This is a genomic window from Rhizobium quercicola (genome assembly GCF_021168455.1).
Classification (GTDB): Bacteria; Pseudomonadota; Alphaproteobacteria; order Rhizobiales; family Rhizobiaceae; genus Ferranicluibacter; species Ferranicluibacter quercicola.
In genome coordinates, this window is record NZ_JAJOZR010000001.1 from 472,869 (window position 1) to 494,911 (window position 22,043).

The window sequence follows — 22,043 nt, forward strand, 5'->3', positions numbered from 1 at the left end:
ATGCCGTTCTCCCGCGTTCATCTCGCTTTTCCCGTCGCGCTCGCGCTCGTGCTCGGCTGCGTCCTGCCGCTCGGTCTGCTTCTCGTCTTCAGCGTCTTCACGGTGGACATGGATGCCTTCGAGATGGTGCCGGACCTTTCCGGCCATAGCTGGGGCCAGATCCTGTCCAATCCCGTCTTTGCCTTCCTCATCGGCAAGGCCGTCGTCTCCGGCTTCGTCACAGCAACGCTTGCGGCCATCGTCGGCTATCCCCTGGCGCTGGCCATGGCGCGCCTGCCGCTCGTCTGGAAGGGCATTGCCAACATCGTCCTCCTCACACCGCTCTACACCGGCGAGATCGTCCGCATCTATGCATGGCGGATCGTGCTCGGTTCGGAAGGTCTCGTGAATGCCTTCCTCAAGGGGCTCGGCCTGATCGACGCGCCGCTGAAGTTCCTCCTGTTTTCCCCCTTCACCACCCATCTCGTGCTGCTCTACAACAATCTGCCCTTCATGGTCTTGGCGATCTGGATCTCGGTGGAACTGGTGGATCTCAGGCTGATCGAGGCGGCGCGCGACCTTGGCGCCCGTCCGGTCGAGGCCTTCACCAAGGTGATCCTGCCGCTGACGACGCCGGGGCTTGCCGTCGGGCTCTTCGCCGTCTTCGCGCTGGCCGCCGGCGACATGCTGACGCCGAGCCTGCTCGGCGGCACGTCCGGCGCGACCCCCATGGCGATGATCGACAATCTCTTTGGAACCGCCTTCGACTGGCCGCTCGCCTCGGCTCTGGCGCTCGCCCTTCTCGTCGTGCTCTTCGGCTGCGCTGTGCTGATGGCGGGTCTTCTCCTGCGCCTGCGGGGTGCGCGGGCCGTCTTTGCGGGACGCCGGACATGAACCGCACCGTCACCCTCGTGCTGGCGCTCGGCGTCGGCTTCTTCTACCTGCCGATCGTCGTGCTCGCGGTCTTCTCGTTCAACGCCTCCAGCCTCATGGCCTTTCCCTTGAGCGGCTTCACGCTTGCCTGGTATGCAGACCTCTTCGGCAACCGGGCCTTTCTCGAAGGGTTCCTCACCAGCTTCCTCATCGCGCAGCCGGTCGGCCTTCTCGGCGCCCTCATCGGGCTGATGGCGGCCCTTACGCTGACGGCGCCGGGCCTGCGCTTCCGCACGGTCTTCGTCGTCCTCGTCATCCTTCCCTTCCTCGTGCCGAAGACGGTGCTCTCCATCGCGCAGGCGATGCTGCTCAACTGGGTCGGGCTCGGGCGGGGCGCGACGGCCCTGATCGCAGCGCAGACGCTGGTGGCCGTTCCCTTCGCCACGACCATCATCGCCGCCGTCCTCATCCGCCTCGATCCGCGGCTGGAGGAAGCGGCGCGCGATCTCGGCGCGACGCCATGGCAGAGCTTTCGCCGCGTGCTCCTGCCGCAATTGAGCGGTGCGCTCGGAGCCGCCTATTCCATCAGCGTCATCCTGTCGCTCGCCGACCTCACGATCGCGATGTTTATCGCCGGCCGGACGCAACCGCTCTCGCTGGTGGTCGCCTCCGAATTCCGGCGGGAGCTGAAGCCCGACCTCAACGCCATGCAGGTCTCCGTCCTCGCTCTGACCGCCATCATCGTCGCCCTCAGCGAACTCAACCGCCGCCGCCTTCGCCGCCGTGCCTCTCCCATGCGAGACCCAGAATGATCATCTCCCCCATCACCGCCACGCCTGCGACCCTCAACGACCTCGAACAGGCCGCGCGCGCGGATCTCGCGGCGCTGGGATATCCCGCACCTTCCTGGCTGGCGCCTCTCGAGGGTCATCCGGCCGGCTCCGTCGCCGACGTCGTCATCATCGGCGGCGGCCAGTCGGGCGTCACGATAGCGGCCGGGCTGAAATGGGAGGGCCTTGCCGACGTGCGGGTTCTCGACAGCGCGCCGGCCGGCTCGGAAGGCCCGTGGCTGACCTTCGCCCGGATGGAAGAGCTTCGCACACCGAAAACCCAGGTCGGCAACGAGTTCAACGTGCCCAACCTCTCGGTGCGCCGCTGGTTCGAAACGCGCTATGGCCTTGCCGCCTGGGCGGAGCTGCCGCGCATTCCGAGGACCGACTGGAAGGCCTACCTCGACTGGTATGCCGGCGTGTTCGACATCGCCATCACCAATGACACCCACGTGCTGGATGTGGCGGCGGACGGCGACCTGATCGTGGTGACCAGCCTCTGCCGGGGATCGGTCACGCGGACGCTGGCGCGCGCCGTCGTGCTGGCGACCGGGTTCGACGGCGCCGGGGCCTGGCGGGTTCCGGCCTTCATCTCCGACGGTCTGGACAGGCGCCGCTACGATCATACCAACGGGCCGGTGGATTTCGCGCGGCTGAAGGGCAAGCGCGTCGGCCTGCTCGGCCACGGCGCCTCCGCCTTCGACAACGCCATCAAGGCGCTTTCGGCCGGCGCCGCCTCCGCCGATCTCTGCTTCCGCCGTGCCCGACTGCCGCGCACCAACCCGCACCGCGCCATCGAAACGCCGGGGATGATGACGCAATATCCCGATCTGTCCGACGCCACACGCTGGCAGATCGCCCGGTTCTTCCGCAGGAACGACCAGCCGCCGCCGGTGCGCAGCTTCGAGACCGCGATGGCCCTGCCCGGATTTCGCCTGCGCCCGGCCACGCCGTGGCTCGAGGTGACGGACAGCGATGGCGCGATCCGCGTGACCACGCCAGGCGGCGTCCTTGAATTTGATCACCTGCTGCTCGCGACCGGCATGGCCGTCGATCTGTCGGCCCGGTCCGAACTGAAGACCCTCGCCGGGCGGATCGCGCTCTGGGGCGAACGCTACCGGCCGCCGGACGACGATGGGGACGAACGCCTGGCGCGCCTCCCCTATCTCGATGCGTTCTACGGCTTCGTGCCAAGGCACGCGGACGATGCCTGGGTCGGTCGCGTCTTTGCCTTCAACAGCGCGAGCTTCGTCAGCCAGGGACCGCATTCCACCTCGATCAGCGGTCACCGCCACGCCGTTCCCCGTCTGGTGCGCGGCGTGCTGCGCCGCCTGCTTCTCGATCAGGAACACACGATCCTGCCGGCGCTCGAGCGCTACGCCTCGATCGATCTTCCCGTGGCCGACGACTTCGAAGCCCGTCTGGCCACGCTGGGAACGGAGGCGGCACAATGACCCGGTCTTTCCTCTGGCAGGACCTCGCGACGGCGGAGTTCGCCACGCGTGACGTCACAAACACAGTGGCGATCCTGCCGATCGCGGCGATCGAGCAGCATGGGCCGCATCTTCCCGTCCATGTCGATGCCGCCATCAATGCCGCGATCCTCTCGCGCTTCGCGGACCTTCTGGATGACGACGCCGACGTGCTGATCCTGCCGGCCATGACCGTGGGGAAATCGGACGAGCACATCGCCTTTCCCGGAACGCTCGCCATTTCCGGCGAAACGCTGCGAAGGGTCTGGATGGATCTGGCAGCAGGCGTGCATCGCGCCGGGGTTCGCCGCATCCTGTTCTTCAATTCCCATGGCGGACAGATGGCGCTGATGGACATCGCCTGCCGCGACATCCGGCGCGAGCTGGGCATGCTGGCCGTCGGATGCTCGTGGTTCCGCATCACCACCATCGACGATCTGTTCTCGCCCGCCGAAATCGCGCACGGCATTCATGGCGGCGATATCGAGACCAGCATGATGCTGGCGATCGCGCCCGGGCGGGTCGCGATGGATCGTGCGGAGGACTTCGTGCCGCTGACGGTGGAAATCGAGCGCTCCGGCAGCCTGCTGACGGCCGAAGGCGCGGTCGGCTTCGGCTGGCAGGCGCAGGATCTGCACGCGGCCGGCGTCTGCGGCAATGCGGCCAATGCCACGGCGGCAAAGGGCGAGCTCGTGCTGCGCCGCGCGGCGGAGGCCCTCGCGGGGCTCGTGTCCGCCACCGCGACGTTCGACCTTGCCCGCCTGACGCCGGACACGCGCTTTTCGGGAAAGGCCTGACGATGCCGCCGCGTTTCACCGACGAACACCGGACGACGAGCGAAGACGAGGGGATGGCCCGGCCGGGCGCCGCCGGGGACGATATCGCGGCTCTCATGGCGGAGATGCCGCATTGGGGCTCTGAGTTTGAACGCACCTTCGCCAACCACGCGCCGATGGTGCTGGTGGCGCTCGCCCGCATCGGCGGAAAACCGCATCAGCTGCGCCGGTTCTTCGCCTATTATCGCGATACGAAGAGGCTCCTGCCCTTTGCGCAGGCGCGATCGCCGCTCTCGGCCGAGACCTGGAGAGCATCGATCGGGCATCGGCAGAGCGAGCCGGAGCTGCGCCTGTTCTTTGCGGGCGAAGTCTCGCGCCTGGGGCTCGACGGCGCGGTGCGGCACTATCTCCCCGTCCTTGCCCCCGGCATCGCGGCGAGCGCGTTCCACGCGCTGATGCGCATGGCCTATGGCGTCCTCGAGCAGGATCCCGATGCCGTCGCCATCGCGCTCGGCTACTGGGCCGCGACTTATCTGGCGCTTCCCGCGGCGACCGGAGCGGAACCGCGCACCGACGACCCGGCGGAGGTGCTGGCGCTGACGGCGACAATCCCCGCGCTGCACGGGCTGCCGCTCCACGATCTCCTCTGGCAGAACATGCGCGACGCCGCCGCCATCCCCGGCTTCCGCCCAGTGGTCGACTGGCTGGAGATCGGGCCGGACACGATGCGGCGCATGGCCGCCACGGCGCTCGCGCTCTTTGCCGGAACCCAGCATTTCGCAGCGCTGCACGCCCTCACCGGGCTGCACTGGATCCGTCTCGTCTCCGCGCATTGCGATGCCACGACGACGGCGACCATGCTGCGCGTCTTCTGGCAGGGCATCGCCGCGCTGATGGGCGAACTCGGCTTTCCCGCCCTGCCGGAGGCATCCGCCCTCGACCGCTGGCGCCACCTGCCCGCCCCCGGCTGGGCCGACATCCACGCCGCCGCCGCCGAAAGCTTCGACGAACACGATATCAGCCTTGCCTTTTCCGCGTTTGCGGAAATGAATGCCTATGGCGACCCGCTCTACAGGGTGGCCGCCGCCCGGCGTCTCGGGATGATCGGAGACTATCGATGACCATGCCCGCGAGATCGCCCGTTTCCGATTGCATCATCGAAGCGGGCACGGTCCTGACCGGGCTCGACGCCCATGGTGACATGGGGTTGCGCCACGATGTCGGCATTCGCGTCGATCGCGGCGTCATCGCCCAGATCGGGCCGCTGGAGGCCGTGGGCTACGGGCAGGACCACCTGCCGCGTTTCGGCTCGCGCGATATGATCGCCATGCCGGGCCTCGTCAACGCCCACCACCATTTCGGCGTGACGCCGCTGATGCAGGGCATTCCCTTCGCGCCGCTCGAACTGTGGCTGCCGCAGTTCCGTGCCATGCGGCCGGTGGAGACGCGGCTCGACACGCTCTATTCGGCCATCGAAATGCTGGAAAGCGGCACGACGACCGTGCAGCACATCAACAGCGGCCTTTCCGGCGCGCCGGACGGCTGGATGGCGACGGCCGACGCCACGCTGTCGGCCTATGGCGAGATCGGCATGCGGGCCGGTTTCTGCTTCATGATCCGCGATCGCAACATTCTCGGCTATGACGACGATGCCGAGGTGCTGGCCGGACTTCCCGCGGATGTTCGCGACTGGATCGCCCCGAAGCTCGCTGCCGCCGCCGTTCCCGTTCCCGACCTGATGGCGTTCTACACGGCGCTGCGCGACCGCTGGCTCCCCGCCAATGGCGATCACGTCCGCATCAATCTCGCACCCGCCAACCTCCACTGGTGCAGCGACGCATGCCTGCAAACGATCGTGGAGACGGCACGCGCAACCGGCGGCAGCGTCCACATGCACCTGCTGGAGACCGAGCGGCAACGGAATTTCGCGCATCGGCGCTACGGCCACAGCGCGGTCGAGCACCTCCAGGCCATCGAATGCCTCGGGCCGGAACTCTCGCTCGGCCATGGCAACTGGATGAGCCACAGCGATCTCGACCTGATCGCAGGCTGCGGCTGCACGATGTGCCATAACGCCTCCTCGGGCTTGCGGCTCGGCAGCGGCATCGCGCCTGTCAACGAGATGCGCCGCCGCGGCATTCCCGTCTCGCTTGGCATCGACCAGTCAAACATTGCGGATGATCGCGACATGACGCTGGAAATGAAGCTGGTCTGGGCGCTGCACCGCGAGACCGGTCTCTTCAACGCGCGGCCGGATGCGGCCGCCGTGCTGCAGATGGCGACCGAGCACGGCACCCGGTCTGTCGGCTTCGGCGGCTTTACCGGCCGGCTCGTCCCCGGCCAGCAGGCCGATATCGTGCTGATGGACCGCCGAAAGATCGCCCGGCCGGCACTCCATCCCCGCACCCCGGTCGCCGAGGCGCTCCTCCACCGCGGCGGCCGCCATGCCATTGACCAGGTCTTCGTCGGCGGACGCCTCGTCGTCGACGGCGGCAAGGTCGTCACGATCGATCGCGACGCCGTCCTCTCGGAGATCGCCGCCATCCTCGAGCGCGCGGATACACCGGCGGAAGCCGCCGCCCGCGCCGCCGTGGAAGCGATGATGCCGCATCTCGAAGCGCGATTGCGGGCATCCGGCCTCGGCGAGAGCCACAGATCCTATCGCTACAATGCCATGGCCGACGACGCATGAGGCACCGTACCGAGCCAGTTTCCCTATCGCACGACCCGTGGTGACATCAGGATTCCGCTGCTGAAAAGACGAGCAAGACACCCGAAAACGGCATGCAGTTTGACCGCCGGATGTCTTGAGATCGGAGAGCGCTCAGAACCCTTTCCCGCGGTCCACCAGATGGTCGATCGGTGCGCCTGATCCATGCTGGCGGACGATCGTGATCATCTGCCGCGCGGCCTCTTCCGGCTGGCTGGCACTCGCGCTGTGGGGCGTGATCAGCACGCGGGGGTGGCCCAGCAAAGGGCAATCGGCCGGGGGCGGCTCCTCGGAGAGGACATCGAGGATGGCCGCCGAAATGTGACCGTCGTCCAGCGCGCGCAGAAGATCCGGCTCCACGAGATGGCCGCCGCGCCCGACGTTCAGGACCGCCGCGCCGCGGGGCAGCGTGCGGAACAGACGGTCGTCGAGGATGTGCCGCGTCTCCCCGGTGAGCGGCAGGAGACAGACGAGTATGTCGGTTTCGGCGAGGAACGTGTCGAGCGTCGCCCGCCCTGCGAAAGTTTCGACTCCGGGCATGTCTTTAGCGGACTGCGACCAGCCTCTCACGCGAAAGCCGAGCGCCACCAACGCCTTGGCCGCTGCACGCCCGAGAACGCCGAGGCCCATGATGCCGATCGTGCGCGACCGGGCCGGGCGGATGGGCCGGGGATTCCAGACCCCTTCCCGCGTCTCCAGGACATAAGGCACGATATCCCGATGCAACGCGAGCACCCCGAAGAGAACATATTCCGTCATGGAGCGCGTGACGTCGGGGGCGATCATGCGAACGATCGCGACATGCGCCGGAATGTCGGCAAGCGGCAGGTGATCGATGCCGGCTCCGACGGAAAACACCAGAGCCAGATCCGGCATGCGGACCGCCAGATCCGCCGGCGGCATCCAGCCCGCGAAATACGTGATACCGCTGAACCCGGTCTCCGCGTCCCAGTCGCGCAGCACCATGTCGGGCGCTTCGCGCAGAAACACCTCGTGCCAGACGGCGGCATGGGCGGGGATCGATTTCAGAACGACCGGAATGGGTTTGGGCATGAATGCTCCGGATCGGTTCAGGTTGCCGGGATCAACGTCGCTGCCGCCGAGCGCGGATCGAGTTCCACGAGATCGGGCTGGCGATCCAGAAGCACGCGAAGCGAGCGAAGATTGCCGTTGAGATGCGTCTTCAGGATCCGGACCGCGGCATCGGGATCGCGGCCGGCGATCGCTTCGAAGATCGCCTGGTGCTCTTCCAGAACCTGCATATGGAAATCCTGCAGTGGAAAGGATTGCCGGCGAACCCGGTCGAGCTGACCCGTGGCGTTGCGGATCGTTTCCCAGACATGCGGGAAGCCGGCGCATTCGCAGAGAAGGCGGTGGAAGCTGTTGTCGAGCATGAAGGACTCTTCATTGTCGTGCCGTTCCGCTGCCTTGCGTTCGCGAAAGAGGACGAGCTCGAAATCGGCAGCGAGGGCGGGATCGAAGAATTCGGCCGCCAGTGCCACCATGCGCAGTTCGAGGCTTTCGCGCACGATCTGCCCCTCGACGACGGTATCGACCACGATCTTGTTGACGAAGGTGGCGTCGCTCGGCACCACCGTTACGAGCCGTTCCTGCGCAAGGCGCAGGATCGCATCGCGAAGCGGGGTGCGCGACACGCCGAGCGTCTCGCACAGCTCTTTCTCCAGAAGGCGTTCCCCGGGACGCAGGCGCATCGAGATGATCGCATCGCGCAGCTCCGCATAGACGCGCGCCGCTTTGGAGCCTTCGACACGGGCCAGTTCGGGAGCCGCCGTCTTCCTGCCTGAAATCACATCCTGCCGCATCGTTCCCCCATCTCTTCCCTCACTTCGTTCCGCGAGCCCCTTTGGACGAAGGACGCGTCAGGAACCGGCCTGCAATGCGGATGCCAGCGTATCCAGAAGCAGATCGGCGTGCCCCTGTGAAAAGGTCAGGGGCGGACGGATCTTCAGCACATTGTCCGCCGGCCCCGAGGCCCCGATCAGAACACCGTCCTCCCGCATGCGGTTGACGATCTGCTTGGCGCGGGCCGCATCCGGCTCGCCGTCGCGAACCAGCTCGACGCCGATATAGAGCCCGGCGCCACGGATGTCACCGATCTCCGCGAAGCGCTGCGACAGAAGGTGCAGTCCCTGCAGGAGATGCTCTCCGCTCGCCGTCGCGCGCCCGAGAATACCCTCTTCCTCGATCACGTCGAGAACGGCCGTGGCGGCGGCGATCGACACGGTGTTGGCCCCGAACGTATTGAAATAACGGACCTCGCGGCCGAATCGTTCCGCAACCTCCGGCCGCAGCGCGACACCGGCAATCGGAAGCCCGTTGCCCATCGGCTTGCCCATCACGGCCATGTCGGGAACGATGCCGTGGCGGGCGAAACCCCACATATGCGTTCCCGTACGGCCGAAGCCGGGCTGGACCTCGTCGGCGATGTAGAGTGCGTTTTCCGCGTGAACGGCGTCGATCGCGGCTTTGAGGAAGCCCACCGGACCGGGACGCGTTCCGTCCGTCGAAAAGATGCTGTCCGCAAGGAAGGCCGCGGGCCGCACGCCGTGCCGGCGCATGTCGGCGAAGGCGGCGCGGATATCGGATGCGAAGGTCTCACCGGCATCCGGGCGCCCATCGGGTGCCGGAACGGTCCAGACGTCCCGTCCGAGTGGCACGGCGGGGCCGAGCAACGGTGAAAGTCCCGCCGTCACCGCCGTGGTGCCGTGATAGGCGTTTCGGGTGATGACCACCCCCGTGCCGCCGGTTTCGTGCCGGGCGATGCGAAGGGCGAGGTCCACCGCTTCCGAGCCCGTGCAGGTGTACATGACATGGCCGAATTCGGACGGATAGGTCGCCAGCAGCCGCTCGGTATAGTCGAGGATCGTCCCGTGCAGGTAACGCGTATGGGTATTCAGCGTCGCCATCTGGCGCGCCACGGCCTCGACCACGCGCGGATGGGCATGCCCGACGCAGGGCACGTTGTTGTAGGCGTCGAGATAGCGTCGGCCGTCGGCATCGAACAGCCAGACATTCTCGCCCCGGACGAGATGCACGGGCCGGTCGTAGAACAGGCGATAGGAGGCGCCGAGCAGGGCTTGGCGGCGCGCGATCATGCCGGCAGTGCCCTCGTCGGGCGAGAGGGGAGCAGACGGAGACAGACCAGCGGACATGGTGACCTCAAGCGTTGCAGGCGTTGGCGATGCGGGTGGCGATCTCGTCCCGGCTGCCGCGATCCAGCCGGTCGAACTGATGCCAGACCGTGGCGCTGTTGCGGGTGATGTAGGCGCGGCGCTCGGGAAAGCGCTCGGCACGCCATTCGGGGATGAGGACGCGCATGGCCATGCGCGTCTCGATCGCAATCGGCAGGAGCGCGACCTCCGCCTCCGACAGGCGCTTGACGCTCGCATAGCCGGCGAGGACATCGAGGCCGCCGGCCAGCGGGTCCTCGTCGGCACCGAGTTGGTAGGCCGCACCGATCGCAACGTCGAAGAGGCGGGCCGTGCGGACCATGTCACCGAAGTCGATGAGGGCGGTGATGCGATCCGGCTCGTCGGGATCGACGAGAATATTGTCGCCGCCGAAATCGTTGTGCACGACCTGGAACGGCAAGGTGGTCAGGCGCGGCGCAAGCCAGGTCTCGAAACGGTCGAGACTCTGCTCGACCCGCCGCCGCTGCGCCGCATCGCGGAGGGCCGCGAGTGCCGGGCGCAGGCCGGCGACACCGCGAAGGTCCCAGGAGGTCTCGTGGTCGGCGGCCGGATGTTCGAAATCGGCAAGGGCGTCCTGGAGGTGCGCCATCAGAACACCCGTGCCCCGGCGCTGTGCCACCGTGCGCTCGCCGCCCGACTGCGCCCGGCCATAGGAGAAACTGGTCAGACGCACCGTCCGCTCGTCGCCCGCGCCGACGCCGAGGCGAAAGTCCGCCAGACCGTCCAGCGTGGGCAGGATGCGCGGCAGCGGCAGGGACGGCGCTCGTCTTTCCGTATGGAGAAGGGCCTGCGTGTGCATGCTGGAGACCGCGGCATTCTCGCCGGGGCTGAGCACCTTCAGGAAAGAAGACGGGCCGCCTTCCGTATCGAGACGAAAGTTGGAATCCTTCTCCCCGAGCAGCGGGGTCGCGCGGGCCTCGATGCCGTAGTGTTCGCGCGCGATCCGCTCGGCCGTCCTCTGGTCGATCTGCGGGGCGACGACGGAAAGTCCGGCGCCGATGCCGGTGGTCTCGTCTCGAATGGATGCGGGGAACATGATCGCTCCGTGGAAAGAAAGGCAGGATCGGCGGCCCCAAGGCCGCCGCACGAACGTCAAACGATCACGGGCGCGGCCGGGAAAGCTTCGGGATAGGCCGCCTGGTAGGCGGACGAGAGACGCAGGACGATGTCGTCGCGAAAACGCGCTGCGACGAACTGGACGCCGATCGGCAGACCACCGCCATCGAAGCCGCAGGGAACGGAGACCGCAGGCTGACCCGTCATGTTGAACGGGTAGGTGAAAGGACTCCAGTCGGTCCAGTCGGTCATGCCCTCGCCCTCGGGAAAGTCGATGCCGGCTTCAAGCGCCGTGATCGGCATGGTCGGGGACAGGAGCGCGTCATAACGCTCGTGGAAGCGCGCCATCGTCACCTTCAGCTCGGCCCGGACATGCTCGGCGGCAAGAAATTCCTGCGCGGAGAAGCGCCGGCCGATCTCGGCAATCGCGACGAGGCCCGGGTCCATCCGGGCGCGGTGCGCATCATCCCGGGCGAAGCGATCGACGATGACGGATTCGGCCGCAAACCAGAGGACGCGCAGCGCCTCCAGCGGCGAGGCGAAGCCGGGATGGACCTCCTCGACGATTGCGCCCATTCCGGCGAGGCGGTCCGCTGCGCGCTCGACCGCCGCCGCCACGTCGGGCGCGACGCTGGCATAGCCGAAGGTACGGCTGTAACCGATGCGAAGCCCCTTCACGCCGCCCTTCGTCGCTTCCAGCCAATCCGGCACGGGCGCCGGGCAGTCTCCATACAGCGCATCCGGCGAGGGGCCGGTCACGGCATTGAGGAACAGAGCGGAGTCCTCGACCGTGCGCGTCAGTGGTCCGCGATGTGCAAGTTGCATCAAGGGGCTCGCCGCATCGGCCGGCAACCAGCCGAAGGTCGGCTTGATGCCGAAGACGCCGCTCCAGGAGCCGGGAATGCGGATGGAACCCGCCCCGTCCGATCCCTCGTGCAGGACACCCATATTCAGCGCGGCCGCCACGGCCGCGCCGCCCGACGAGCCGCCCGAGGCACGATCGGTGCGCCACGGATTGAGCGTGTTTCCGAAAGCCGGCCCGTGCGTCACGCCCTTCCAGCCGAATTCCGGCGAGGTCGTGGTGCCGAGAAGCACCGCGCCGGCAGCGCGCAGCCGCTTGACGACGAGAATTTCGTGCTGCGCGGGTGCGGTGTCCGTCAGGTTCGAGCCGCGCCGCCAGGGAATACCGACGACCGCGGTCAGTTCCTTGATCGTCGTCGGCGCACCGTCGAGCGGCCCGAGTGCCTCGCCTTTGGCCCAGCGGGTCTCCGAGGCGCGGGCCTCCGCCATGGCGCTCTCCGGCACGACATGAGCGAATGCGTTGACCGCCGGGTTGAAGCGTTCGATGCGATCGAGCGCGGCCCGCGCCGCCTCGACGGGCGAAGCCTTGCCGGTCGAAAAGAGCGCGGAAAGTTCGGCGGCGGTCATTTCGCCGAGATCGGTCTTGGTGGGTATGGTCATGAATCTTACTCTGAAATCGTATCGAGCGCACGGGCGATGGCGTCGAACATCGTCTCGATCTGTTCGGCCGTGATGATGAGAGGTGGGCAGAAGCACAACGTGTCGCCGATGGCGCGGGCGATGACGCCCTCTTCCATCGCGCGGGCCTGCAGGGCGGCGCCGGCCTTGCCGCCTTCGGCAAAAGGCTTCAATTCGAGGGCGCCGATAAGGCCGACGCCTCGCGAGGACTTCGCCCTGGGATGGCGGGCAAGGTCCGCGAGCCGGGCGAGGAACAGCGGGCTCAACCGCCGGCAATTGCCGACGAGGTCGCGTTCTTCGATGATGCGGATGTTCTCGAGCCCGACGGCCGTCGCGACCGGATGGCCGGAAGCCGTGTAGCCATGACCGAACGTGCCGACCCGCGCGGATTCCTCGGCGATCGGCCCGTAGAAGTCTTCCGTCATCAGGATGGCCGAGAGCGGCAGGTAGGACGAGGAAATCTGCTTGGACAGCACCATGACATCCGGCTCGATGCCGAAGGTCTGGCAGCCGAACATCTCGCCGGTGCGGCCGAAACCGCAGATGACCTCGTCGACGACGAGCATCACCTCGTATTTTCGCAACACCGCCTGGATCTCCTGCCAGTAGCCCTCGGGCGGCACGTAGACACCACCCGACGCCATGACGGGCTCGCCGAAGAAGGCGGCGACCGTGTCCGGCCCTTCCGCAAGAATGAGGTCCTCCAGTTCGCCGGCCATGCGGCGCGAGAAGGCGATCTCGCTTTCGCCGGGCAGAGCGGTGCCGGCATAATCCGGGCACGAGACATGACGCATCCGGTCGAGCGGCAGGTCGAAGCTCGCATGGTTACGCGGCAGGCCGGTGATCGAGCCCGCGGCGATGGTCACGCCGTGATAGCCCTTCACCCGGCCGATGATCTTCTTCTTCTCCGGCTTTCCCAGGGCGTTGGACCGATACCACATCATCTTGACGACGAGGTCGTTCGCCTCCGAGCCGGACGAGGTGAAATGCACCTTCGACATCGGCACCGGCGCCATCTGGATCAGCTTCTCGGCAAGGTCCACCGAGGGGCCGTGGGTCTTGTGGGAGAAGATGTGGTAGTAGGGCAGCTTGTCCATCTGCGCCTTGGCCACGTCCGACAACCGCTTTTCGCCGAAGCCGACCGCCACGGACCAGAGGCCGGCCAGCCCTTCGATGTAGCGCTTGCCGTTATTGTCGAAGACATAGATGCCTTCGCCGCGCTCGATGACGAGCGCGCCGGTCTTCTCATAGTTCTTGAGGTCGACCAACGGATGCATCTGGTAGGCGATGTCGCGTGCCTCGATGGAATTGGGCAGGAAGGTCATGATGGTCAGTCCGCAATAAGAGGGAACGGGATCAGGCGGCGATGGTCGTTCGGCCGGGAATGGCCGCGATCAGACTTTGCGTGTAGGCTTCGCGCGGCCGGGTGAAGATGTCGGCGCCGGAGCCCAGCTCCACCACCGCACCTTTCTGCATCACCATAACCCGGTCGCAGATCTCGGCCGCGACACGCAGATCATGTGTGATGAAGACAAGGGAGAGGTCCAGTTCGCGCTTGAGCTCGGACAGAAGTTCGAGCACCTGCGCCTGGATGGACACGTCGAGGGCGGAAACGGCCTCGTCGGCGACGATGATCTCCGGCTTGAGGGCGAGCGCGCGGGCGATGCCGATGCGCTGGCGCTGGCCGCCGGAAAATTCGTGCGGAAAGCGGCTGGCGGCGGAGGCATCGAGACCGACACGCTCCAGCAGAGCCTGCGCCTCTTTCAACGCCTGCCGCGCGTCCGCGCCGTAGGCGATCGGCCCATCCGCGATGGCACGCCCGACCTTGATCCGCGGATTGAGCGAGGCATAGGGATCCTGGAACACCATCTGGATGCGCTTGCGAACCTGACGAAGCGCCTCGCCCTTCAGGAGCGCCATATCGGCGCCGCTGAACAGCACACGGCCGCCATCGGGATCCTGGAGCCGAACGAGGCAACGCCCGACCGAGGATTTGCCCGAGCCGCTCTCGCCGACGATGCCGAGCGTCTCGCCGCGGTCGAGCGTGAAGGAGACGTCGCGCACGGCGTGGACGATGCGCGGCGACGAGAAGAGACCGCCGCCGGATCGATAGGTCTTCGTCAGCCCTTCGACGGCGAGGATGGTTTCTCGCCCGGCCGCGCTCGCCCGGCCGCCGCCCATGCCGGGGATCGCGGCGATGAGCTTGCGCGTATACGGATGCTGCGGCCGCTTCAGCACCGCCTCGGTCGGTCCTTCCTCGACCACGCGCCCTTTTTCCATGACCAGCACCGTATCGGCGATCTCCGCGACGACGCCGAAGTCGTGCGTGATGAACATGACGGCCATGCCCCGCCGCTCCTGGAGATCGCGCACGAGGCGCAGGATCTGGGCCTGCGTCGTCACGTCGAGGGCCGTGGTCGGCTCGTCGGCGATCAGCACCCGCGGCTCCAGCGCGAGCGCCATCGCGATCATCACGCGCTGGCGCTGCCCGCCGGAGAGCTGGAACGGATAGGCGCGCGCCGCCTGCGCCGGGTCGGGCAAGCCGACTTCGACAAGGAGATCGAGCGCGCGGGCCCGCCGCTCCTTCGGCGTCAGCAGGCCATGGGCCTCGAACATTTCGCAGATCTGGTCCTCGATCCGCATGAGCGGGTTGAGCGCGGTCATCGGCTCTTGGAAGATCATGGCGATCCCCCGGCCGCGCAGGGCGCGCATCCGCGTCTCGTCGAAGGTGAGGATATCCTCGCCGTCCATCAGGATACGGCCGCCGACCGCGCGCACGGTGTCCGGAAGAAGACCCATTGCGGCATTGGCCGACATGGATTTTCCCGAGCCGCTCTCGCCGACGATGCAGAGGATTTCTCCCGGCATCAGCGCGAAGCTGACGCGGTCTACGGCGTAGGGGCGGTCGGCGCCCTGTGGCAGGGCAATGGCAAGGCGCTCAACGACAAGAGCGGGAGCCCGGGCATGTTCGGTCATGGCATGTCTCCTCATCGTCCCTTGCGGGCAAGCCGCGGGTTCAAAGCGTCATTCAGTCCCTCGCCGATGAGATTCAGCGCAAGCACGGTGAGGAGGATCATGACGCCGGGAAAGAAGCTCACCCACCAGGCCTGCCGGATCACGGTGCGCCCCGCGCCGATGACGTAGCCCCAGGACATGATGTTGGGGTCACCGAGGCCCATGAAGGAGAGTGCGCTCTCGATCAGGATGGCCGCGGCCACCATCATCGTGGCGAGGACGATGATCGGGGACAGGGTATTGGGCAGGATCTGCCGCCAGATGATCGTCGCGCTGCGCTGACCGGACAGGACCGCCGCCTCGACATATTCGCGCGAGCGCAGCGCCATCACCTCGCCCCGCAGAAGCCGCGCCACCGGCGGCCAGCTCACCAGCGCGATGGCAACGACGATCGACGTCAGGCTCGGCTGGAAGATCGCGACGAGCACGATGGCGAAGGCGAAGCTCGGCACGCTCTGGAAGAATTCGGTGAAACGCATCAACAGGTCATCGACGATCCCGCCGAAATAGCCCGCCGCCGCGCCGATCGGAATGCCGATCAGGAGAGAAACCAGCGTGGAGACGAGACCGACCAGCAGCGAGGTACCCGCGCCGTGTGCCAGCGCGGAGGCGATGTCGCGGCCCATCGTGTCGGTGCCCAGAGGATACGCCATGTTGACGAAGGGCGGCAGGAACGGCCGCTGGACCATCGCCCAGGGCGAGCGCGGAAAGAGAAAGCTAGCGGACGACAGCAGGCCAATCACAAAAAGCAGAACCAGGACGCCGACGACGGCGCCGCGATGACGCGCGAAACGTTTCCAGAATTCTTTCATGCCGACACCCGGATGCGCGGATCGACCAGACGATAGAGAATGTCGGTGATCAGGTTGAAGATGAGGACCATCGCGGCGGAGATGACGAAGACGCCGAGAAGGAGGTTGTAGTCACGCTGACCGAGCGCCTCGAACATCAGGCGCCCGATGCCCGGCCAGGAAAAGACGGTCTCGATGAGAATGGCGCCGCCGACGAGTTGTCCCGCCTGGAGACCGGCGAGCGTGACGACCGGCAAGAGAGCGTTGCGCAGAACGTGGCGGCGCAGGATCGTGGATTGCTTCAGCCCCTTCGCCTTGGCGGTGCGCACGAAGTCGAGCTGGCTGACCTCCAGCATGGAGGCCCGCGTCATCCGCACATAGACGGCCATGAAAAACAGGCCGAGGGTCGTCGCCGGAAGGACGAGATGCTGGAGGATGTCGAAGGCGCGCGCGAGGCCCTGATGGTCCGCACCCACCGTCTGGTAACCGAAAGCGGGGAACCAGCCGAGCTGCACCGAGAAGAGAAGCACCGCCATGAGGGCGAGCCAGAAGAGGGGCGTCGCATAGAAGAGGAGCGCCAGCGTCGAGATCACGCTGTCGGACAACCGACCCTGACGCGACGCGGCCAGAACGCCGGCCAGAACGCCGAGCCCGAGCGAAATGGCGAACGCCGTGCCGGACAAGATCAGAGTCGCGGGAAGGCGGTCGAGAATGAGGTCGATCACCGGCATGCCTTGACGGTAAGAATAGCCGAAATCGAACCGCACGATATCGGCGACATAGATGCCGAGCTGGACGATGAACGGCTTGTCGAGCCCGAAGCGTTCGCGCAACTGCGCCAGGAAGATCGCATCCGTCTCGCCGGCCTCCCCCGCCATGACGGCGGCCGGATCGCCGGGCGCGGCGTGGATCAGCACGAAGTTGACGATGGTGATCCCGACGAGGATGACCGCTATTTTCAGCAGGCGTTCGATGATCATGCGCAGCATGGAACCCTCCAGGCGCGAGACGCGGAGCGGCCTCCGGACGGAAGGCCGCGGCGGCGGCAGGCGGCGGCGCGAGGCCGCCACCTGCAGGAACAGATCAGGGCTTGATCCAGGTATCGCGCAGCGAGTCGTTCAATCCGTTCGCGGTGGTGACGAGATCCTGGTACTTGCAATTGTAGATGGTCGGCCATTCGAGATCGAGGAGCCAGGCAACAGGCACGTCTTCCTGAACCACGGCCTGAACCTGATCGTAGAGCGCCTGGCGTTTCTCGGCGGGGAACGCCGTCGCAGCCTCGGCGAAGAGCGCATCCGCCTTCGGGTTGGAATAGCCCTCGACGTTGTTCCAGGGGCTTCCCTTGGAGATCTGCGAGGTCACGTAGTTGCGCTCGACGCCGAGCGCCGGATCGCCGTTCTGGAACATGTAGGTGAAGGCGAGATCGTAGTTCCAGTCGGACAGGCGCTGGTTCCAGCCTGCAACGTCCACGGCCTCGATCTCGACCGGAATGCCGACCTCACCCAGATTCTGCTTCACGGCCTCGGCCCAACGCTGCCAGGTCTCGCCATAGGGCAGAGGCAGAAGCTTGAGCGGCTTGCCGTCATAGCCCATCTCCGCAAGCAGAGCCTTCGCCTTTTCCGGATCGTGGGCATATTGCGGCTCGACCTTGGAGCTGAAGGGAATGGTGCCGGCGATCGGGCCGGTGGCGACGCGACCCAGCCCGTTCCAGAGCACCTCGCGGGCAAATTCGCGGTCCATGGCATACATCACCGCCTGCCGGAAACGCTTGTCGTCCATGGGCGGCTTGCGGTTGTTCATCCAGATGAAGGAGAGCGGTGCATCGAACTCACGGCCCTTCGAGGTCGTGCAGGTATTCTCCAGCGCTGACAGGCGCGGCGTATCGAAGTTCTCGACCGCGCCGCCCGGCAGGATCCCGACGGTGCCCGTCTCGTAGGCGACGGCCCGCGATGCGCCATCCGGCACCACATGATAGTAGACATCGTCGAGATAGGGCTTTCCGGCCAGGTAGTATTGCGCGTTCTTCACGAGATGGATGTCGCTGCCCTTGGTCCAGCTGGCGAATTTGAACGGGCCCGTGCCGATCGGCTTCTCGTTCGCGGGATTGGTGGCATAATCGGTGCCCTGATAGAGGTGCTTGGGCACCATCGGCATGCTCCAGAAGGCGAACGACCGGATGAAGGGCTCGAAAGGCTGCTTCAGCGTGAAGACGACGGTCGTGTCGTTCGGTGCTTCCACCTTGGCGACGCGCGACATGGTGTTGCGGTGGCGCGGCTGCGTCTTCAGCAGGAACTCGTTGACGCTGAAGAGCACGTCGGCGGTGCCGAAAGGCACGCCGTCATGCCAGGTCACGCCGTCATGGAGATGGAACGTATAGGTCAGGCCGTCCGGCGAGATCTCCCAGGCCTTGGCCAGCGATGGCATCGGCTGGAGCTTTTCGTCATAGCGCAGCAGACCCTCGTAGATCTGACCGGAAACGAGCTGCGTCGGCACGTTGGTGACGAGCCCGAGCATGAGATTGGACGGCTCGGGCTGGACGATCAGATCGGCCCGGCCGCCGGCCACCGGTTGCGCGGCCACGACGACCGTCGAGGACAGCAGAGAAACCGCCAGAGCGGTCAGAAGAAAAGATTTCATAAAGTTCTCCATAGTCTCGGCAGTTTATCTAATGTGAACGACGTTATCGCACGTACATCATTTCAAATTCCAGACGTTACGCTTCATCGCGTCGGATGAAATCTATACAGTCTCCGAATTTCAGTAGAATGTACTATTGATATCGTCTCTATATTGGCGATATATCGGTATATGAGACAAGCCGGCTTGCTTGTCAATTCAATTTGTCGAATGAACAGGCAGAATCCGCATGTGCCCAAATAGCGTGCATATCGTCGCTCAGGAAACCGCCATTGAGGATTGCGCCGGGGCACCCGTGCGGAATCGGACCCTCGTCGGACAGCCGATGATGCGAACCGTGCTTCTGTGCGCACAGGCCGCTATGGTGGTGTGTCTGCTCGCCGGCACGCTTCTGTCGCAGTCCCTGCTCCTCGACGCGGCGGCGGGATTCGCCCTAGCGGCGGTCGCCCTGCAGTGGCGGCATCTCGGACCTCTGCCGCGCATCTTCGTCGGCATCGGCATCGCCTGCGCTCTTGGCGTCGCGATCCTGCGGCCAGACCAGGTCGGCCAGCTGCGCGACGCGCTGCGGCAGGGCGTTGCGTTTGCCGCGCTCCTGTCGGTGCTGGGGATGCTGCGCCACCCCGTCCGGCGCTCGCCCCTCATGCTGAAGGCGGCGCATTGCCTGCTGCGCGTTCCCACCCGAAGGCGCTATGCCGCCGTGAATGTGGGCGGTCACGTCCTCAGCCTTCTCTTCAACGTCGGCATCATTCCCCTGCTCGACGACCTTCTCGCGCATGAGGACGATCGTCGGCCGGACCCGGTGCGGAGGCGCCATCTTCTGCTGGCGGGCATGCGCGGAACCGTGCTGATGACCCTGTGGTCGCCGATGGGCGTCGGCTTCGCGATCGTGACGACATCCATCCCGACGCTCGATCCCGTCCCTTTCATGGCGCTGGCCTTTGCAACCTCCATGGTCTTTCTCGCCGCGACCTGCATGGCGGGAACGGCCGCGGCCCCCGGCACATCGGACGAGGGACGCGCCCCGAACGCGGCGGTCCTGCCGCAGCCGCTCGTGCTCGTTCTCCTCGCAACCCTCGCCCTCCTCGCGCTTGCCGTCGGTCTGCATGAAATCTCCGGCCTGAGCTTCATCCTGGCGACCGTCTTCGTCCTCCCCGTCTTCGCGCTGTTCTGGCTGTTGGCGGAGCCGACGCCCGCGCCCCTGCGGCGAGACCTCGCCGACATGCTGGCCGGCATGAACGACATGCGGACGGAAGCGGCGATCTATCTCTCGGCCGCCGTCATCGGCACCGCGATCTCGCTTGCGATCCGCGAGCAGGGCGTCTGGCAGGACCTGCAGACGCTTGCGCCGCCCGGCCTTGCCGTCCTCTTCGTCTGCCTCCTTGCGATACCGATGGCGGGCGCGGCGTTCCTGCCCCATTCGGTTCTGGTCATCCTTCTGGCGCAGCTTCTGGGCACGAGCGCCCTCGGCCTCCAGCACCCGATGTCCCTCGCACTTGCCCTGATGTGCGCCTGGGCGATCGCCATCGCCCTGTCGCCGATCAGCGCCATGTCGCTGATGACGGGCGCACTGACCCGCACCCCGCCATACGTCGTCAGCCTCCGCTGGAATCTCGGTTTCGCGGCGATGCTGATGATCCTCTCCATGGCGGTCGTCGCCACCCTCTACGGCCTTGGCTACTAGCGCATGATCGAACCCGATCTGTTCCTGCGCGGGGACGAAAGCCGATCCGCACTACGCTCCCTCCACCTCCCACCTTCATGATTGGACGCACCATGACGCCTTCCCTCTTCATTGCCGGTCGCTGGACAACCGGTTCCGGCTCTCGATCCGGCCCCGTTCTCGACCCTTCGACGGGCGAGGAGATCGGCCGCGTGCCCTTCGCCGAACCCGCCGACCTCGATGCGGCGCTGGACGCGGCGGCTCGCGGCTTCGCCGTCTGGCGGACGACGAGCGCCTTCGCGCGCTCTGCCGTTCTGCGGCAGGCGGCCACGCTGCTGCGCGAGCGGCACGCAACCATCGCCGAGGCGATCACACGCGAACAGGGCAAACCCCTGAGCGAGGCCAAGATCGAAGTGCTCGGCTCAGCCGACCATGTCGATTGGGCCGCCGAGGAAGGTCGCCGGGCCTACGGCCGGGTCATCCCGGCGCGCGACCGCGATGTGACGCAATCGGTCGTTCAGGAGCCGGTCGGTCCGGTCGCGGCCTTCAGTCCCTGGAACTTCCCGGTAAGCCAACTCGTGCGCAAGATCGCCGGTGCCCTTGCGGCGGGGTGCTCGATGATCGCCAAGGCACCCGAGGAGACGCCCACATCCGCCATCCTGACGGTGCGCTGCTTCGAGGAGGCCGGGCTGCCCGCCGGCGTTCTCAATCTCGTCTTCGGCGTACCCGCGGAGATTTCCGAACATCTCATCGCCTCGCCGGTGATCCGCAAGGTCTCCTTCACCGGCTCGGTGCCGGTCGGCCGCCATCTCAGCCAGCTGGCCGGCCTGCATCTGAAGCGGGTGACGATGGAGCTTGGCGGGCATGCCCCCTTCATCGTCGGTGCGGGTGTCGATCCGGCACGCGTCGCCGAGGCGGCGGTGCGGATGAAGTTTCGCAATGCAGGACAGGTCTGCGTCTCGCCGACACGCTTCATCGTCCACGAATCCGTGTTCGACACTTTCGTGGAAGTCTTTGCGGCCGAAGCCGCCACGCTGACGCTCGGGCCCGGCATGGACGCAGCCAGCCGGATGGGTCCGCTTGCACAGGCCCGCCGCGTGGATGCCGTGGAAGCGCTCGTTCAGGACGCGGCGGACCGCGGCGCCGATATCCGGACAGGCGGCCATCGCGCCCACAATCAGGGTTTCTTCTTCGAGCCGACGATCCTGGCGAACGTCTCCCGCGCGGCGCGCGTCATGAACGAGGAGGCCTTCGGTCCGGTCGCCGCGGTCAACCCGTTCGGCTCCCTCGACGACGCCATCTCCGAGGCGAACCGCCTGCCCTTCGGTCTCGCGGCCTATGCCATGACGAACAGCCTGGACGAAGCCGAGCGCCTGTCGTCGGGCATCGAGGCCGGAATGGTCTCGATCAACCATGCCGGCCTCGCCTTGCCCGAAACGCCGTTCGGCGGCATCAAGGACAGCGGCCATGGCAGCGAAGGCGGCATGGAGGGCCTTCGGGCCTATCTCCAGGACAAGTTCGTCACGCGCCGATACGCGATCTGACGAGCTCAG

General features: G+C 66.4%; 18 protein-coding genes. 8 read left to right on the plus strand and 10 right to left on the minus strand.

Annotation, left to right across the window (positions count from 1 at the left end; genetic code table 11):
• The 6 genes from LRX75_RS02075 (at position 1) to LRX75_RS02100 (ending at position 6,622) form a co-directional block, all read left to right on the plus strand.
• Positions 1-873 carry an ABC transporter permease gene (locus LRX75_RS02075; protein ID WP_231811538.1) on the plus strand — a complete coding sequence of 291 codons (873 nt, stop codon included), beginning with the start codon at positions 1-3 and terminating at the stop codon, positions 871-873.
• Positions 870-1,664, plus strand: a complete 795-nt coding sequence (locus tag LRX75_RS02080; RefSeq protein WP_231811539.1) for an ABC transporter permease — start codon at positions 870-872, stop codon at positions 1,662-1,664. The genes LRX75_RS02075 and LRX75_RS02080 overlap by 4 nt, the downstream gene beginning before the upstream one ends.
• The gene (locus tag LRX75_RS02085; RefSeq protein WP_231811540.1) at positions 1,661-3,136 is read left to right on the plus strand and encodes an NAD(P)-binding domain-containing protein; all 1,476 of its coding nucleotides are present in this window, start codon (positions 1,661-1,663) and stop codon (positions 3,134-3,136) included. The genes LRX75_RS02080 and LRX75_RS02085 overlap by 4 nt, the downstream gene beginning before the upstream one ends.
• Positions 3,133-3,951, plus strand: a complete 819-nt coding sequence (locus tag LRX75_RS02090) for a creatininase family protein (RefSeq protein ID WP_231811541.1) — start codon at positions 3,133-3,135, stop codon at positions 3,949-3,951. Before LRX75_RS02085 ends, LRX75_RS02090 begins: the two co-directional genes overlap by 4 nt.
• Before the next feature lie 104 nt (positions 3,952-4,055).
• Entirely contained in the window at positions 4,056-5,051 is a 996-nt protein-coding gene (locus LRX75_RS02095) for a questin oxidase family protein (protein WP_420851141.1), read from the plus strand.
• Positions 5,048-6,622, plus strand: coding sequence for an amidohydrolase family protein (locus LRX75_RS02100; RefSeq protein WP_231811543.1), 1,575 nt, complete (start codon positions 5,048-5,050; stop codon positions 6,620-6,622). The genes LRX75_RS02095 and LRX75_RS02100 overlap by 4 nt, the downstream gene beginning before the upstream one ends.
• A 132-nt stretch (positions 6,623-6,754) precedes the next feature.
• Here LRX75_RS02100 and LRX75_RS02105 read toward each other — a convergent pair whose 3' ends face one another.
• The 10 genes from LRX75_RS02105 to LRX75_RS02150 form a co-directional block, all read right to left on the minus strand.
• Positions 6,755-7,693: a 2-hydroxyacid dehydrogenase gene (locus LRX75_RS02105; RefSeq protein WP_231811544.1), complete on the minus strand. Its 939-nt coding sequence runs from the start codon at positions 7,691-7,693 to the stop codon at positions 6,755-6,757.
• A 17-nt stretch (positions 7,694-7,710) separates the two neighbouring features.
• Positions 7,711-8,463, minus strand: coding sequence for a GntR family transcriptional regulator (locus LRX75_RS02110; RefSeq protein ID WP_231811545.1), 753 nt, complete (start codon positions 8,461-8,463; stop codon positions 7,711-7,713).
• A gap of 57 nt (positions 8,464-8,520) precedes the next feature.
• Positions 8,521-9,813: an aspartate aminotransferase family protein gene (locus LRX75_RS02115; RefSeq protein WP_231811546.1), complete on the minus strand. Its 1,293-nt coding sequence runs from the start codon at positions 9,811-9,813 to the stop codon at positions 8,521-8,523.
• A 7-nt stretch (positions 9,814-9,820) separates the two neighbouring features.
• On the minus strand, positions 9,821-10,888 hold the full coding sequence (locus LRX75_RS02120) for a phosphotransferase (RefSeq protein WP_231811547.1): 1,068 nt from the start codon (positions 10,886-10,888) through the stop codon (positions 9,821-9,823).
• A 56-nt stretch (positions 10,889-10,944) separates the two neighbouring features.
• On the minus strand, positions 10,945-12,369 hold the full coding sequence (locus LRX75_RS02125; protein ID WP_231811548.1) for an amidase: 1,425 nt from the start codon (positions 12,367-12,369) through the stop codon (positions 10,945-10,947).
• 5 nt (positions 12,370-12,374) lie between these two features.
• A complete protein-coding gene (locus tag LRX75_RS02130) occupies positions 12,375-13,712 on the minus strand; it encodes an aspartate aminotransferase family protein (RefSeq protein WP_231811549.1) in 1,338 nt (445 codons plus the stop codon).
• A gap of 31 nt (positions 13,713-13,743) precedes the next feature.
• Positions 13,744-15,363 (minus strand): ABC transporter ATP-binding protein, encoded by a 1,620-nt coding sequence (locus tag LRX75_RS02135; protein WP_231811550.1) that lies wholly within the window; start codon positions 15,361-15,363, stop codon positions 13,744-13,746.
• An 11-nt stretch (positions 15,364-15,374) separates the two neighbouring features.
• On the minus strand, positions 15,375-16,214 hold the full coding sequence (locus LRX75_RS02140) for an ABC transporter permease (RefSeq protein WP_231811551.1): 840 nt from the start codon (positions 16,212-16,214) through the stop codon (positions 15,375-15,377).
• Positions 16,211-17,182 (minus strand): ABC transporter permease, encoded by a 972-nt coding sequence (locus LRX75_RS02145; protein WP_231811552.1) that lies wholly within the window; start codon positions 17,180-17,182, stop codon positions 16,211-16,213. The genes LRX75_RS02140 and LRX75_RS02145 overlap by 4 nt, the downstream gene beginning before the upstream one ends.
• Before the next feature lie 94 nt (positions 17,183-17,276).
• Positions 17,277-18,830 (minus strand): ABC transporter substrate-binding protein, encoded by a 1,554-nt coding sequence (locus tag LRX75_RS02150; RefSeq protein WP_231811553.1) that lies wholly within the window; start codon positions 18,828-18,830, stop codon positions 17,277-17,279.
• Positions 18,831-19,155: 325 nt separating this feature from the next.
• On the opposite strand from LRX75_RS02150, the gene LRX75_RS02155 reads away from it, so the two are divergent.
• Together LRX75_RS02155 and LRX75_RS02160 are read left to right on the plus strand one after the other, a co-directional pair.
• On the plus strand, positions 19,156-20,511 hold the full coding sequence (locus LRX75_RS02155; protein ID WP_231811554.1) for a hypothetical protein: 1,356 nt from the start codon (positions 19,156-19,158) through the stop codon (positions 20,509-20,511).
• A 92-nt stretch (positions 20,512-20,603) separates the two neighbouring features.
• Positions 20,604-22,034 carry an NAD-dependent succinate-semialdehyde dehydrogenase gene (locus LRX75_RS02160; protein WP_231811555.1) on the plus strand — a complete coding sequence of 477 codons (1,431 nt, stop codon included), beginning with the start codon at positions 20,604-20,606 and terminating at the stop codon, positions 22,032-22,034.
• The last annotated feature ends 9 nt before the right edge of the window (positions 22,035-22,043 follow it).